Origin of the sequence: Cupriavidus necator A5-1 (genome assembly GCF_000744095.1) — a bacterium.
In the GTDB taxonomy this organism is placed as follows: domain Bacteria; phylum Pseudomonadota; class Gammaproteobacteria; order Burkholderiales; family Burkholderiaceae; genus Cupriavidus; species Cupriavidus necator_A.
In genome coordinates this window covers 1083519-1097996 of record NZ_JQLI01000008.1, presented here as the reverse complement: position 1 = coordinate 1097996, position 14478 = coordinate 1083519, and the positions used below count along the sequence as shown (strand labels likewise).

Below are 14478 nucleotides of genomic sequence, written 5' to 3'. Positions count from 1 at the left end.
CAACGAATCCTGATCTGCATCACCTCTCCGGGGGGAGATTCAAAATGAAACAGAAAATGACCGAAGCCGCCGGCAGCACTCGCACCCTGGTGCTGGCCGTGATCCTCTGCACCCCGCTGGCCGTCGCCGCGCAGGTGGCCATGGAAGCGGGCAACCTGACCAAAACGACCACGCCGGCCGCCGCCAAGGCGCCCGCAGGCCCGATGCAGATGACCATCAGCATGACGCCTGGGGCACCCGCCACCGTCGCGCAGAACACCGCCCCGGCACCCGTACCGACGGCCGAGGCACGCGGGCCGAACTGCACCGGCGCGATCCGCAACGAATCCAGCGTGGTGGTGCCGGTAGGCAAATCGCAGCTGATCCCGCTGCCGGAACCCGTGCGAAACCGCACACTGGGCAACCCGAACGTGGTGCAGGCAACCATGGTGTCGCCGCAGACGCTTTACGTGCTGGGCCGCAGCGTCGGCACCACCAACATGATCGTGCAGGGCCGCAGTGGCTCCTGCAGCATCATTAACGTCGTGGTCAACGCCGATGCCGGCGGGCTGCAGACCTCGCTCGGGCAACTGCTGCCGGGCGAGCCCGGCATCCGCGTGATGACCGCCGCCGACAACCTGGTGCTGACCGGCAGCGTCACCAACGCGCAGTCTGCGCAGATGGCCATGGACATCGCCCAGGCCTACGCCACCGCCGCGCAGGGCGACGGCAACAAGAAGGGCGGCGTGCTCAACATGATGTCGGTGGACAGCCCGCAGCAGGTGATGCTGGAAGTGAAGGTGGCGGAGGTCTCCAAGACGCTGCTGAACCAGCTCGGCTCGACCGTGAACCTGCAGGGCGGCTTCGGCTCCTGGAGCGGCGGCCTGGTGACGTCGTTGCTGACCGGCGCCTCGACCGCGATCTTCGCCAGCAAGGCCAACAACCGGCCCTTCGATATCGCCCTCGATGCGCAGAAGAACGACAGCCTGGTCAAGATCCTGGCCGAACCCAACCTGGTCACCATCAGCGGCCAGGAAGCCAGCTTCCTCGCCGGCGGCAAGATCTACATCCCGGTGGCACAGAGCAATGCGCTCGGCGGCGCGTCAACCATCACGCTGCAGGAAGAAGAGTTCGGCGTGGGACTGAAGTTCACGCCCACCGTGCTGGCAAACGGGCGCATTCACCTGAAGGTGTCGCCGGAAGTATCCGAGCTGTCGCCAACCGGTGCCACCGTACGCGGCGGCACTCTGGCAGGCCAGACCGTGCTGCCGGTGATCACCACCCGCCGCGCGTCCACCACCGTGCAAATGCGCGATGGCGAGAGCTTTGCCATCGGCGGCCTGCTGACGGACAGCGCGCGCGGCTCGCTCAAGGCGCTGCCCGGTGCGGGCGAGGTGCCGGTGCTGGGCACGCTTTTCCGCAGTACGCAGTACCAGCAGGACCTGACCGAGCTGGTGTTCGTCATTACGCCGCGCCTGGTCAAGCCGATGCAGACCAACAACTACCCGCTGCCGACCGACAGCTTCTCCACGCCGAACCCGCTGTCGCTCTACTTCATGGGCAATATGGAAGGCCGTGGCAAGCCCATGCCGCTGCCCGCGCCGGCACCGTCGCAGCCCGCCGCGCCTGCCGCAACGCCCACCACGGCGCCGTCGGCACCGCGCAGCGAAACCGCGACCGGCACGTCGGTCTCGATGGGGCCGGTGCCGAAGGGCCGCCCGCTGGATGAGCCCGCCGCACCAGCAGCCACACCTGCAGCTGCGACAGCGATGCCGCCCGCCGCCAACGCGCCGGCACCGGCCCAGCCGCCCGCCCGCAGCATCGTGGCCGCGCCGCCGGCTGAAGACACCGCCGCGCGCATCGCCCGCATCGAAGCCACCGCCGCGCGCCTCGCGCAGGCACGGGCCACCGGCACCGACAGCCGTACCGCCTCGGGCGGCAACTGATCCGCCGCCCACAGGAGAACGATCATGAGCAAGAACCTCAAGCTTTCACGCGGCGCCGCCGCCCTGGTGCTCGGCAGCCTGGCCTGCCTCACGCTGTCGGCCTGCATGACCTCGACGCCGGTGTGGGACAGCCAGCGCGGCGTGGCGCTGGCCACGGTCACGCAGCTGCAGATCATCAATCCCGACGCGCCGGCGGGCCTGCCCACCGTCACCGGCACCGACGGCAAGACCGCGGTGGCGGCGATGAAGAACTTCGACCGCTCGCTGTCCAAGGGTCAGCAAAACGGCACACCCGCCATGACCATCGACTTCGGCGCCGGCGGCTACGGCGGCGTCGGCATGGGCGGCGGTTCGCGCTAATCACTACAAGGGGAGCGCCATCATGACCAGACCCAGGCTTCACGGCACGACACTGGCGCGCCGCCACGCGCGGCAGCGCGGCGCCGTCGCCATCATCATGGGCCTCGTGATCGTGGTGCTGGTCGGCTTTGTCGGCCTGGCGCTCGATCTGGGCAAGCTGTACGTGGCCAAGAGCGAGCTGCAGAACAGCGCCGACTCCTGCGCGCTGGCCGCGGCGCGCGACCTGACCGGCGCCACGCCGCTGACGGTGTCGGAAGCGGCCGGTATCACGGCCGGCTCGCGCAACCTGGCGCTGTTCCAGAAGGAACAGGTGCAGCTGGTGGCGAGCCAGAGCGTGCGCTACACCGATTCGCTGTCCAATCCCTTCCTCGACAAGGACTCGTCCACCTACGCATTGAACACCATCAAATTCGTGCGCTGCGATGTCTCGCGCGTCGGCATCGCCAACTGGTTTGCCCACGTACTCAACGTCATGCCAGGCATCAATATCGGGCCCAGCACGGTGGCGGCGTACGCGGTAGCCACCACCACCTCGGCCCAGACCACCTGCGCGATCCCGGTATTCGTGTGCCGGCCTGACACCGCCAACCCGCCCGTGCCCGGCGGCTACACCATCGGCCAGTGGCTGATCACCAAGGCGGGCACCGCCGACAAGGACAGCGTGGCCTATGGCGGCGGCAACTTCGGCTGGGCCGACCTGACCGGCGGCAGCAGCGCCAAGGACCTGGCCAACCAGCTCAAGGGCGCGGGCCAGTGCAACCTGCCCGCGACGGGTGCGATGGTCGGCACAACCGGCGACAAGGCCTCGCTTGCCGACGAATGGAACAGCCGCTTCGGCATCCTCAAGGGTGGCAACCCGCAGGGCGTGACCGACTTCACCGGCTTCGCCTACACGAACGCCACCTGGACCGCCAAGTTCAATGCCTACGACGGGAGCTCGACCGACAGCCTGGGCAATGCGCAGCCCAACTTCCTGGCCGCGCGCAAGGCCTACCGCGCCTACCAGGGCGACGCCACCACGCTGCTGGACACGCAGGGCAGCGCCGCCCCCAAGGCGACCTACGAGTCCGGCGCCGACCGCCGCCTGGTGCTGGCGCCGATCGTAGACTGCACCACGCTCGGCACGCCGGGCACCCACAAGATCCCGGTCACCGGCTGGGCCTGCCTGCTGATGGTCGAGCCCATGCAGAAGGGCGGGCACAACGACACGGTGCGGCTGGAGTATCGGGGCGATACCGTGGCGAGCAGTCCCTGCGCCTCGCAAGGGCTGCCGGGCTCGAGCACGAGCAACGGCCCTCTGGTGCCGGTGCTGGTGCAATAGGAGACGGCGATGAAACGGCTGACGACATCACACAAACGCCAGCGCGGCGTGGCCGCGGTGGAGTTCGGCATCCTGCTCGCACCGATGGTGCTGATGGCCTGCGGGGTGGCCGAGTTCGGGCGCGCGATCTACCAGTACGACACGCTGACCAAGGCCACGCGCACGGCGGCCCGCCACCTGTCGCAGTTCTCGCCGGACGACGTCACCTATCCGACCGCCGCGGCCAAGTGCCTGGCGGCGTACGGCAACAGCGCCTGCTCCGGCCAGCCGCTGGCGCAGGGACTGAGCACATCCATGGTGGTGATCTGCGACCGCGTGGACGCCAGCGGCTGTCCTGGCCAGTCGTTCAGCAACGTCAGTACCTACGACAACCCTGACGGCACCGGCACGCCGGCGGGCACGGTGAACCTGGTCGCCGTCCGAATCACCGGCTTCGCCTATTCGCCGCTGCAGTCCTTTATCAATGTGGCCGGACTGACCTTCGGCGACATCACCACCGTCATGAGGCAAGTGCTATGAAACCGCTCGCCCCCTCTCGCGCCCGCGCGCGCCAGCGTGGCACCACCATCGTGGAATTCGGCCTGATCGCGGGCGTGTTCCTGACGCTGCTGATCGGCATCGCCGAGTTCTCGCGCGTGCTGTTCTACTGGAACACCGCCGCCGAAGCGACGCGCCTGGGCGCGCGCATGGCGGTGGTATGCGACGCCGGTGCCGCCATCGTCAAGACGCGCATGCGCAGCATGCTGCCGCTTCTGCAGAACTCGAACATCAGCGTGGCCTACCAGCCCGCCGGCTGCGATTCGGACCCTGCCACCGCGCGCTCCACCTGCCAGAGCGTCTCCGTCAGCGTGACCGGCGTCACGGTGGCCACGGTGATCCCGCTGGTGCCGATGAGCCTGGGCATGCCGCCGTTCACCACGACCTTGACACGCGAAAGCCTGAGCACGTCCACCGGAGGCTCGGTATGCAGCTGATGCACCCCGACAGACCCGGTTCCATCCGACCACCGACACCGCACCCAAGCATCGACCAGAGCATTGCGAGGACATCATGCTGAAGATCCTGATCGCATCCGAAGACACCGAACGCCTCGCCGAGATCAACCGGCTCTGCGCCGCGGTCGGAAACTTCCAGGCCATGTCGCTGCAGGAAAGCCTGGCGCGCTTCCCGTTCCATGCCAGCCGCCTGCGTATGGCCGACCTGCTGATCCTGGAGCTGCCCGCCATCGGCTCCGGGCAGATCCTGGCCATCGAGACACTGCGCCAGCAGCACCCTGACCTGCCCTGCATCCTGGTCACGCAGTCGCCCGACTCCGAGGTGCTGATCAAGGCGATGCGCGCCGGCATCCGCGACGTGCTGTCGTGGCCGCTGGACAAGGGCCAGCTTGCCGAGGCACTCAAGCGCGTGGAAGCCACGCATGTGCCGCGCGAGCACCACGCCGCTCAGGTGATCTCGGTGATCTCGTGCAAGGGCGGCGCGGGCACCAGCTTCGTCGCCGCTAACCTGGGCGACGCACTGGCACGCCACCTCGGCAAGCGCGTGCTGGTGGTGGACCTGAACCGGCATTTCGGCGACCTCACCCACCTGGTCAGCGACAGGGCCCCGCCCTCCACGCTGCCCGAGATCTGCGGCCAGATCGAACGGCTGGACGCCGCCTTCCTCGGCGCGTGCCTGGTGCATGTGGACAACGGCTTCGACGTGCTCGCCGGCGCCACCGACCCGGTCAAGGCCACCCAGATTCAGAAAGACAAGCTGGAGTGGATCCTGTCGGTGATGCAGCCCAGCTACGACTTCGTGATCTTCGATATCGGCCAGAGCATCGACCCGGTCTCGATCGGCATGCTCGACCACAGCGACCGCATCTGCGTGGTGGCCGAGTGCCTGATTGCATACGGCCGCGCCGGGCGCCGCCTGGTAGAGATCTTGCGCGCGCTGCACTATCCGACGGACAAGCTGCGCCTGGTGCTCAACCGCACGGGCCGCAAGAACGAAGTCCCGCGCGCGACGATGGAGGAGATCTTCGGCCTGAAGGTCGCCTTTGCCCTACCCGACGACCCGGCCGTCGTGGACGAGGCCGTCAGCCACGGCGAGCCCGTGGCCAAGCTGAGCCGGCGCAGCGCCATTGCCCGCGCGCTGCAGACCATGGCCACACAGTTCGCCACCACGCCCGAGGCCGAGCGGCGCCTGAGGCCCGAGCCGGTATCGCCGCTGCGCCGGCTGATGCTGCGCGCCAAGAGCACCTGAGCGCCGGCCGAATCCATTCAAACACAATAGAACGAGGGGAAACCATCATGTCCATCCGCGAACAACTGGCCAGTACCACAGCCGCCTTCAACGCCAATGGCCACGCCTCGATCCACTTCGGCGGGCAGGCCACGGCCGCCACCTCGCCCGGCTACCACGCGCTCAAGCGCGACGTGCACGAGACCGTGCTCGACCGCGTAGAGCTGGAGCGCCTGGCTCGCTTTCCGCAGGAACAGGTCAGGCAGGAGATCGGCGCCCTGGTCAACCTGATCGTCGACGAGCAGAAGGTGCTGCTCAACGACAACGAGCGCCGCCAGCTGACCGTGGAGATCTACGACGAGATGTTCGGCTTCGGCCCGCTCGAGCCGCTGTTGAACGACCCCACGGTGTCCGACATCCTGGTCAATACCGCGCGCCAGACCTATGTGGAGCGGCGCGGCAAGCTGGAACTGACCGACGTGGTGTTCTACGACGACGCCCACCTGATGAAGGTGATCGAGAAGATCGTCTCGCGCGTGGGCCGCCGCATCGACGAAACCAGCCCGATGGTGGACGCGCGCCTGCCCGACGGCTCACGCGTCAACGCCATCATCCCGCCCTCGGCCATCGACGGCCCGCTGTTGTCGATCCGCCGTTTCTCGGTCAATCCGCTACAGGTCTCCGACCTGGTCAACCTGCGCAGCCTGACCCCGCCGATGGCGCAGATGCTGCAGGCACTGTCGACGGCCAAGGTCAACGTGCTGGTGTCGGGCGGCACCGGCAGCGGCAAGACCACAATGCTGAATATCCTGTCAGGCTTCATTCCCGAGGACGAGCGTGTGATCACCATCGAGGATGCGGCCGAGCTGCAACTGCGCCAGCCCCATGTGCTGCGGCTGGAAACGCGCCCGCCCAATATCGAAGGCAAGGGCGAGATCAACCAGCGCGCACTGGTGCGCAACGCGCTGCGCATGCGCCCGGACCGCATCATCCTGGGCGAAGTGCGCGGCGGCGAGGCGCTGGACATGCTCAACGCGATGAACACCGGCCACGAAGGCTCGCTCACCACCATCCACGCCAACACCCCGCGCGATGCGCTGACGCGGCTGGAAAACATGGTCAGCATGGCCGGCCTGACCATGCCTGCAAAAGCCATGCGCCAGCAGATCGCCTCCGCCATCACCGTGATCGTGCAGGCGGCGCGCATGACCGACGGGCGTCGCAAGATCGTCAGCATCTCTGAGATCACCGGCATGGAGGGCGACATCATCAACATGCAGGAGATCTTCACCTTCCAGCGCACCGGCGTGGACAAGGACGGCACCGTGCGCGGGAACTTCCGCGCCACCGGCGTCTATCCCAAGTTTGCCGAGCGGCTGCGCGTGTTTGGCGTGGGCCTGCCGGATGAAACCTATGACCCAGCCAAGCGCTACGAAGTCTGATCCGCCCGGCCAGATACAACGAAAAGCAACTCCCGGGAGATACACATGAGCACGATCTTCTACGCCTTCGCCATCCTGCTGTTCGTTGCCGTGGTGCTCTGCGTCGAGGGCATCTACCTGTGGTGGAACAACGCCCACGGCCCCGCGGCCAAGCGCATCGAGGCACGGCTGCGGGCACTGTCCGCGGGCGGGCAAGTCAGCGCCGAGCGCCTGTCGATCCTGAAGAAGCGCATGCTGAGCGACAAGCCGCTCATGCAGCGTTGGCTGATGAGCGTGCCGCGCATCGGCACGCTGGACCGCTGGCTGGAGCAGTCGGGCAGCAGCTGGTCGGTGGCGCAGCTTCTAGGCTACTGCGGCCTGGTGGTGCTGTGCGCGGTGGCGCTGGTGCCCCTGCTGCCGGTGCCGGTGCCGATGATCCTGGGCGGTGCCGCGCTGGCGGGCGTGCTGCCGGTGCTGCTGGTGATCCGGCAGCGCCAGAAGCGACTCAAGCAGATGGAAGCACAACTGCCGGACGCGGTGGACATGATCAGCCGCGCTCTGCGCGCCGGCCATGCCTTCAGCGGCGCGCTGGGCATGGTCGGGACGGAGATGAAGGCGCCGATCGGGCCGGAGTTCCGCACCACCTTCGAGGAGATCAACTACGGCGTGGCGCTGAACGAGGCCATGACCAATCTCGCCATCCGCGTGCCAATCAACGACCTGCGCTACTTCGTCATCGCGGTGCTGATCCAGCGCGAAAGCGGCGGCAACCTGGCGGAAATCCTCGACACCATCGGCAACCTGGTGCGCGAGCGCCTGAAGCTGTTCGACAAGATCCGCGTGCTGTCGGCCGAGGGTCGCCTGTCGGCGTGGATCCTGGGGCTGCTGCCCTTTGGCACTGCCGGGATGATCCTGGTGGTCAACCCCCAGTTCATGCGGGTGTTGTGGGAAGACCCGATGGGCCTGCGCATGATCGGTGGCGCGGCGATGTCGATGGTCTTCGGCGTGCTGTGGATGCGCAAGATCATCCGGATCCGGGTATGAGCGCGGGCATGCAGCGCCAACTGCCATAACAAAAACGCACAGCCGTCGAGAGGGGAGTCCATCATGCAAGGCATTTTCCAGGGGTTCCAGCCAGACCAGTTGGTCGTGCTTGGGCTGATTTTCGTGGCCGCGTTCGGCATTGTGTTCGGCGTGCTGCACGTGCTGTCGCCCAACCGCATGCGAGGGCGCATGGAGCAGATCGCCGGGCAGGGGCGGGTGGAAGCCGACGCCGGCAAACAGCATGCCTGGGTCGAGAAGATGCTGCAGTGGTCCAGGCATATCTCGCGCCTGTCGTTGCCCAAGGAAGGCTGGGAGAACTCGCAGCTGCGTGTGCGCTTCATGAACGCCGGCTGGCGCAACGCCAGCGCCGCGCCGATGTACTTTGCCGGCAAGACGGTACTGGCGGTGGTGCTGCCGATGATCGGGCTGTTGGCGCTCAGCGGCCAGCCGGCCTTCCAGGAGCGCAACATGATGTTCGGGCTGCTGGCGGTGCTGGGCGCACTCGGCTACTACCTGCCGAACGTGGTGCTGGCGCGCAAGGTGTCGCAGCGCAAGCGCCTGGTATTCGAAGAGTTCCCGGACGTGATCGACCTGCTGACGGTCTGTGTGGAGGCGGGACTCGGGCTAGATGCGGCACTGATGCGGGTGGCCGACGAACTCGCGCTGCGCTGCCCGGTGCTGGCCGATGAGCTGCAACTGATGCTGCTGGAACTGCGCTCCGGCTTCTCCAAGGAAAAGGCGTTGTCGAACCTGTCGCTGCGCACCGGCGTCGAGGACGTGGACAAGTTTGCGTCGATGCTGATCCAGGCCGAACGCTTCGGCACCAGCCTGGGCGAGTCGCTGCGTGTGCTGTCCGACATGCTGCGCACCAAGCGCCGCATGCTGGCCGAGGAGCAGGCCGCCAAGATCGCCCTCAAGCTGCTGTTCCCGCTGATCTTCACGATCTTCCCGTCGCTGCTGCTGGTGCTGCTGGGGCCGGCGTTTATCCAGATCTACCGTGTCCTGCTGCCGACCATGGCAGGCCAGGGCGGGTGACGCCACACACTTGGGTACCGCTAACGGTTCCCCCGGCTGTCTCCCGGCGCAATGCCGGCCAGACAGTCCCTTGCCCGGACCTGGTTCCGGGCTTTTTTCTTTTCTGTTTTTTTTGCCGGATGGCCCTGGGGCTTGACCAGACCGGCGGGCTTCTTAAGAATGCAGGCAATCCCCACGCCGCCGCGGCGGCCCATGCAGCGAGCCCGGCTCGCCCCGGAGTCCCCATGAAGCTACGCATCCTGAGCGACCTCCATATCGAGCACAACATGCCGCAGTCTGTGCCCGGCTGCGATGCGGACATCGTGGTTCTGGCCGGCGATATCGCCAACGGCCGCGACGGCATCGACTGGGCGGCACGCACCTTCAGCCAGCCGGTGGTCTATGTCCCCGGCAACCACGAGTACTACGAAAGCAACTTCGATACGGTCGACCGCTTGATGAGGGAAGCCGCCACCGACCACCCCGGGATGCAAGTGCTCAACGGCGCGGTGGCCGAGTTCAGCGGTGCGCGCGGGCGCGTGCGCATTCTCGGCACGACCTGGTGGACGGACTACACGCTGTTCGGCAACGACCGGCGCGAAGACGCGATGCAGGCCTGCGCCGCAGTGATGCTGGACCACCGCCTGATCGAGCTGGCCGGCGACGACGGCCGCACGCGACACTTCACGCCGGAGGACGCGCTGGCGCGCCACCAGGCCGCGTCGGCCTGGCTCGCCGCCCAGCTGGCGCAGCCCTTCGACGGCAAGACGGTGGTAGTCACTCATCACGGCCCCGACCTCGGCAGCCTGGACCCGCGCTATTCGCACGACCTGGTTTCCGGCGGCTTCCTGTCGCGTCGGCCCGACCTGGTGGCGCAGGCCGACCTGTGGATCCACGGCCATACCCACACCAGCTTCGACTACTGCATCGACGATTCGCGCGTGGTGTGCAATCCGCGCGGCTATGTCAGCCGGCGTACCGGCGAGCCGGAGAACCCGCGCTTCGACTGGTGCTGCGTGGTCGACGTCTGACGCCGCGGTGCGCGCCTCCAGCGGGCACCGTCCAAAAATAAAAACCCCCGCGGGCTCGCACCCGCGGGGGTTTTTGTTCAGACAGCCTGCCCGTAAGGGCAGTCGGTCGGCGATGAATTACATCATGCCTTCCATGCCGCCCATGCCGCCCATGCCGCCCGGCATTGCCGGAGCCGACTCGTCCTTCGGCGATTCGGCCACGGCGCAGTCGGTGGTCAGCATCAGCGAAGCCACCGAAGCGGCGTTCTGCAGTGCGGTGCGGGTGACCTTGGTCGGGTCCAGCACGCCCATCTCGACCAGGTCGCCGTACTCGCCCGAAGCCGCGTTGTAGCCGTAGTTGCCCTTGCCTTCGATGACCTTGGCAACGACGACCGACGCTTCTTCACCGGCGTTCAGCACGATCTGGCGCAGCGGCTCTTCCATCGCGCGCAGCACGATCTTGATACCGGCGTTCTGGTCGGCGTTTTCGCCGGTCAGTGCCGAGATCGCAGCGCGGGCACGCAGCAGAGCCACACCACCACCGGGGACGATGCCTTCTTCCACCGCAGCGCGGGTGGCGTGCAGGGCGTCTTCCACGCGGGCCTTCTTTTCCTTCATTTCGACTTCGGTGGCAGCGCCAACCTTGATCACGGCAACACCGCCGGCCAGCTTGGCCACGCGCTCTTGCAGCTTTTCGCGGTCGTAGTCCGAGGTCGCTTCTTCGATCTGGGCGCGGATCTGCTTCACGCGGCCTTCGATCGCACCTGCATCGCCGGCGCCATCGATGATGATGGTGTTTTCCTTGCCGATCTCGATGCGCTTGGCCTGGCCCAGGTCGTTCAGGCCGGCCTTTTCCAGCGTCAGGCCGATCTCTTCAGCGATCACGGTGCCGCCGGTCAGGATGGCGATGTCTTCCAGCATGGCCTTGCGGCGGTCGCCGAAGCCCGGGGCCTTGACGGCGGCGGTCTTCAAGATGCCACGGATGTTGTTCACCACCAGGGTCGCCAGGGCTTCGCCCTCGACGTCTTCAGCGATGATCAGCAGCGGGCGGCCGGCCTTGGCCACTTGCTCCAGCACCGGCAGCAGGTCGCGGATGTTCGAAACCTTCTTGTCGAACAGCAGCACGAACGGGCTGTCCAGCTGGACCACCTGCTTTTCCGGGTTGTTGATGAAGTACGGCGACAGGTAGCCGCGGTCGAACTGCATGCCTTCCACGACTTCCAGCTCGTCGGCCAGCGACTTGCCGTCTTCGACGGTGATCACGCCTTCCTTGCCGACCTTGTCCATGGCTTCGGCGATGCGCTCACCGATCGAGGTGTCGCTGTTGGCCGAGATCGCGCCAACCTGGGCGATTTCCTTGCTGGTGGTGGTGGGCTTGCTGACCTTCTTCAGCTCTTCCACGGCAGCGGTAACAGCCTTGTCGATGCCGCGCTTCAGGTCCATCGGGTTCATGCCGGCGGCAACGTACTTCATGCCTTCGCGCACGATCGACTGGGCCAGCACGGTTGCGGTGGTGGTACCGTCACCAGCGTTGTCGCTGGTCTTGGAAGCCACTTCCTTGACCATCTGGGCGCCCATGTTCTGCAGCTTGTCCTTCAGCTCGATTTCCTTGGCCACGGACACACCGTCCTTGGTCACGGTCGGGCCGCCGAAGCTGCGCTCCAGCACCACGTTGCGGCCCTTCGGGCCCAGGGTCACCTTGACTGCGTTGGCGAGGATGTTCACGCCTTCGACCATCTTGGCACGTGCGGCGTCGCCGAACACTACGTCTTTAGCTGCCATTCTTGAATCTCCTGAAATCTGTACGGGTGGCGGTCAGTCGGTGAATTACTTGTTCACCACGGCCATGATGTCTTCTTCGCGCATGACCAGCAGTTCCTGGCCTTCCACCTTCACGGCTTGGCCGGCGTACTTGCCGAACAGCACGCGGTCACCGACCTTGACGTCGAGGGCGATGTTGTTGCCCTTGTCATCCTTCTTGCCAGGACCGATTGCCAGTACTTCGCCTTGATCAGGCTTCTCGGCAGCGTTGTCGGGAATCACGATACCGGACGCGGTCTTGGTTTCGTTGTCCAGACGCTTCACGATCACGCGGTCGTGCAAAGGACGCAGATTCATACGGACTCCTAGATGCAAAAGTGAGTTTCTAATCACAAATCGGCCGGCTACCGAGGCGACGGCCGTCTGAAATGTTCAGGTGCCGCAAGGGGCTCACTGTGCTGTTAGCACTCACCCCCGGCGAGTGCTAATTATAGGGACGGGGTAGGACCATTTCAAGACACGGCCTTGATGCGGGTTTTCCCGGGGGCGCGATTGCCGAGATGAGGTTGTACGCCGAAGGTGGCTACGGAAGCAGCCACACGGGCTCTTGGATCAGGCCGGCAAAAGCCCCCTTCCGTTCACGCGCGCCTGACCGGAGGCGGCGTCCATGAACCGTCGAGCACTGGCGCCTTAGGCCAGCCCGGACATAGAGCGAGAAGTCGCCCTTCGGCGCCGGCAGCCAGTTGGCGTGCTGGAGCGGGTTGCCCGGCGGCGTTGCCTGCACATAGATGGTCAGAGAGCCATCATTGTTCGGCTGCAGATCCTTGTTCTTTGTGCCAACCGAAAACCGATTGATTGGATTGGCGACAAAGAAATGATTCGAATTGTAGATCGACAGCGACCAGAATCCGTTGACCGGCGGCGTAGCGTCCTTGGGGAAGGTGATGGTGTAGCGGTTGGCGCTGTTCAGCCGCGCGCCGCTGGCGTCAAGATCCAGGTAATAGTACTTGGTCTCGTTCGGTGAGTTGACCAGGATATTGGCCTTTGCCGCCGCGGTACGCGGTGTAGTAGTCGGTGCCGAATGCGGACTCATTGGAAATCGTGCCCCAGCTGTGGGGCAGCGGCTGGGCAAAGTTGCGGAACTGGAACAGCGGCCTGACCAGTTGCTCGTCGGCTTCCTTTGCGCCCTCGGTCATCGCCTGCTTCAACTTGGGATCATTCCTGGCGGCTGCCAGTACGGCCAGCGCCTGCGCGCCCTGGGGCGGCGCGGCAACTTTCGGGAGCGCGGCCCAGTCCTTGGTCTTCATGCGGCCGTCGTATTCGGCCAGCGGATACATCAGCACGCCGCGCAACACCTGCTGGATGGCCTTCCTGTCCTCCGCGGTATCGTCCATGAATATACGGGGCCCGACCAGGCCGGTGTTGGTCGGCGAGCGGAACCGGGTAATGCCTTTCGGTACCTCGCCTTTCCAGCTCGGCCCCACCAGCATGTAGAACCCCGGCGTGGTGTTGTTGTACATCTTGCCGAGCTGGACAAAGCTGTCGGTGCGCAGATCCACTACCTGATACACCACAGGCGAGACATCCAGCCCGATTGCGCCAAGGCCATAGACCACGTCCTGGTTAGGACACGCCACCGCCCGCTCGCCGGGATCGACATAATCCGTCAGCATCGCGAACTGGTTGACCGGCGCCTGGATCAGGGGCCCGAAGCGGGCAGGTTCCTTCACCGTCGAAAAATGCCGCCGGCGATTGAAGACATTGACCATCGGCCAGGTCCAGAAATAGGCGTCGCGTCCGACATGCCTGGCATATTGCTCGGTAAGCCTGACCCGCGTATTTCAGGCGTCGGCGGCATTGCCCGGGTCCAGTTGGGGGATGGCTCGACGGGTAATGCGGGCGGCTGGACTTGTGCTTGCGCGAAGCCGGTGGCTGCGGGCAAGGCGGTTGCCGCGACCGCGGCCCCTCCGGCGACCAGGAAATTGCGTCGCGCTGGCTGACGAGGATTCTTCTTTTCACGGTCCTTGCCGTTTCTCCTTGAAGAGCAGTCGATTTCGCGACCTCCAAGGGTAAATGAGACCAGCGTCACCGCGTCCTTAATATTCTCGTTTGGTCGTCTTAATTCTTTTTAACTTTAACGGCGGCCTTACCCCACTTCGCCGAAGGCCACACTCGGCTACGCCATGCGCCAAGGTAACGGTCCACCACCACGGGAATCGCCGGCAGCGAGTTCAGTTCCGGGCGCCGCAGTGGGATCACGCTCACGGAGGATTTAAGAAGGATTTTGAGCCGCCCACACCCACTGCATCAGCAACTGGTTCCTCCGCGATGGGCTCCGGCGCAAGATGCCGGACAGCGCCAGGCAACCGCATCCGCCTGCCCCCCGGAGAGTTGCCGTG

At 65.8% G+C, this 14478-nt stretch carries 14 protein-coding genes; 10 read left to right on the top strand and 4 right to left on the bottom strand.

Annotated elements, in window-relative coordinates; genetic code table 11:
* The first annotated feature begins 44 nt into the window (after nt 1-44).
* The 10 genes from K307_RS29240 to K307_RS29195 all read left to right on the top strand — a co-directional run bounded on the left by K307_RS29240 (nt 45) and on the right by K307_RS29195 (nt 10339).
* Complete coding sequence (locus K307_RS29240) at nt 45-1925, top strand: type II and III secretion system protein family protein (protein WP_042884396.1); 1881 nt, start codon at nt 45-47, stop codon at nt 1923-1925.
* 24 nt (nt 1926-1949) lie between these two features.
* Nucleotides 1950-2285 (top strand): hypothetical protein, encoded by a 336-nt coding sequence (locus K307_RS29235; RefSeq protein ID WP_042884394.1) that lies wholly within the window; start codon nt 1950-1952, stop codon nt 2283-2285.
* Nucleotides 2286-2307: 22 nt separating this feature from the next.
* A complete protein-coding gene (locus tag K307_RS29230; RefSeq protein ID WP_042884392.1) occupies nt 2308-3606 on the top strand; it encodes a pilus assembly protein TadG-related protein in 1299 nt (432 codons plus the stop codon).
* A gap of 9 nt (nt 3607-3615) precedes the next feature.
* Complete coding sequence (locus K307_RS29225; protein WP_042884390.1) at nt 3616-4125, top strand: TadE/TadG family type IV pilus assembly protein; 510 nt, start codon at nt 3616-3618, stop codon at nt 4123-4125.
* The gene (locus K307_RS29220) at nt 4122-4580 is read left to right on the top strand and encodes a TadE/TadG family type IV pilus assembly protein (protein ID WP_042884387.1); all 459 of its coding nucleotides are present in this window, start codon (nt 4122-4124) and stop codon (nt 4578-4580) included. Before K307_RS29225 ends, K307_RS29220 begins: the two co-directional genes overlap by 4 nt.
* Nucleotides 4581-4656: 76 nt before the next feature.
* Complete coding sequence (locus tag K307_RS29215) at nt 4657-5850, top strand: AAA family ATPase (RefSeq protein WP_042884385.1); 1194 nt, start codon at nt 4657-4659, stop codon at nt 5848-5850.
* A gap of 47 nt (nt 5851-5897) precedes the next feature.
* Nucleotides 5898-7271 carry a CpaF family protein gene (locus tag K307_RS29210; protein WP_042884383.1) on the top strand — a complete coding sequence of 458 codons (1374 nt, stop codon included), beginning with the start codon at nt 5898-5900 and terminating at the stop codon, nt 7269-7271.
* 45 nt (nt 7272-7316) lie between these two features.
* Nucleotides 7317-8294, top strand: coding sequence for a type II secretion system F family protein (locus K307_RS29205; RefSeq protein ID WP_042884382.1), 978 nt, complete (start codon nt 7317-7319; stop codon nt 8292-8294).
* A gap of 63 nt (nt 8295-8357) precedes the next feature.
* Complete coding sequence (locus K307_RS29200) at nt 8358-9329, top strand: type II secretion system F family protein (RefSeq protein ID WP_042884380.1); 972 nt, start codon at nt 8358-8360, stop codon at nt 9327-9329.
* A 224-nt stretch (nt 9330-9553) separates the two neighbouring features.
* Complete coding sequence (locus K307_RS29195) at nt 9554-10339, top strand: metallophosphoesterase (protein WP_042884378.1); 786 nt, start codon at nt 9554-9556, stop codon at nt 10337-10339.
* 117 nt (nt 10340-10456) lie between these two features.
* On the opposite strand, the gene groL is transcribed toward K307_RS29195, so the two are convergent.
* From groL to K307_RS29180, 4 genes are all read right to left on the bottom strand, one after another.
* On the bottom strand, nt 10457-12100 hold the full coding sequence (gene groL / locus K307_RS29190) for a chaperonin GroEL (RefSeq protein ID WP_022533804.1): 1644 nt from the start codon (nt 12098-12100) through the stop codon (nt 10457-10459).
* Between the two features lie 45 nt (nt 12101-12145).
* Nucleotides 12146-12436, bottom strand: coding sequence for a co-chaperone GroES (gene groES, locus K307_RS29185; RefSeq protein ID WP_010813047.1), 291 nt, complete (start codon nt 12434-12436; stop codon nt 12146-12148).
* Between the two features lie 226 nt (nt 12437-12662).
* The gene (locus tag K307_RS51185; RefSeq protein ID WP_419187186.1) at nt 12663-13172 is read right to left on the bottom strand and encodes a DUF1214 domain-containing protein; all 510 of its coding nucleotides are present in this window, start codon (nt 13170-13172) and stop codon (nt 12663-12665) included.
* Entirely contained in the window at nt 13066-13848 is a 783-nt protein-coding gene (locus tag K307_RS29180) for a DUF1254 domain-containing protein (RefSeq protein WP_230626165.1), read from the bottom strand. The genes K307_RS51185 and K307_RS29180 overlap by 107 nt, the downstream gene beginning before the upstream one ends.
* Nucleotides 13849-14478: the final 630 nt, after the last annotated feature.

What these genes read in the sequence shown, in the direction of transcription:
- K307_RS29230 (WP_042884392.1), top strand. Translation starts at nt 2,308, where the DNA reads ATGACCAGACCCAGGCTTCACGGCACGACACTGGCGCGCCGCCACGCG.
- K307_RS29205 (WP_042884382.1), top strand. Translation starts at nt 7,317, where the DNA reads ATGAGCACGATCTTCTACGCCTTCGCCATCCTGCTGTTCGTTGCCGTG.
- K307_RS29210 (WP_042884383.1), top strand. Translation starts at nt 5,898, where the DNA reads ATGTCCATCCGCGAACAACTGGCCAGTACCACAGCCGCCTTCAACGCC.
- K307_RS29180 (WP_230626165.1), bottom strand. Translation starts at nt 13,848, where the DNA reads ATGGTCAATGTCTTCAATCGCCGGCGGCATTTTTCGACGGTGAAGGAA.
- K307_RS29200 (WP_042884380.1), top strand. Translation starts at nt 8,358, where the DNA reads ATGCAAGGCATTTTCCAGGGGTTCCAGCCAGACCAGTTGGTCGTGCTT.
- K307_RS29215 (WP_042884385.1), top strand. Translation starts at nt 4,657, where the DNA reads ATGCTGAAGATCCTGATCGCATCCGAAGACACCGAACGCCTCGCCGAG.
- K307_RS29195 (WP_042884378.1), top strand. Translation starts at nt 9,554, where the DNA reads ATGAAGCTACGCATCCTGAGCGACCTCCATATCGAGCACAACATGCCG.
- K307_RS29220 (WP_042884387.1), top strand. Translation starts at nt 4,122, where the DNA reads ATGAAACCGCTCGCCCCCTCTCGCGCCCGCGCGCGCCAGCGTGGCACC.
- K307_RS29240 (WP_042884396.1), top strand. Translation starts at nt 45, where the DNA reads ATGAAACAGAAAATGACCGAAGCCGCCGGCAGCACTCGCACCCTGGTG.
- K307_RS51185 (WP_419187186.1), bottom strand. Translation starts at nt 13,172, where the DNA reads ATGAGTCCGCATTCGGCACCGACTACTACACCGCGTACCGCGGCGGCA.
- groES (WP_010813047.1), bottom strand. Translation starts at nt 12,436, where the DNA reads ATGAATCTGCGTCCTTTGCACGACCGCGTGATCGTGAAGCGTCTGGAC.
- K307_RS29235 (WP_042884394.1), top strand. Translation starts at nt 1,950, where the DNA reads ATGAGCAAGAACCTCAAGCTTTCACGCGGCGCCGCCGCCCTGGTGCTC.
- K307_RS29225 (WP_042884390.1), top strand. Translation starts at nt 3,616, where the DNA reads ATGAAACGGCTGACGACATCACACAAACGCCAGCGCGGCGTGGCCGCG.
- groL (WP_022533804.1), bottom strand. Translation starts at nt 12,100, where the DNA reads ATGGCAGCTAAAGACGTAGTGTTCGGCGACGCCGCACGTGCCAAGATG.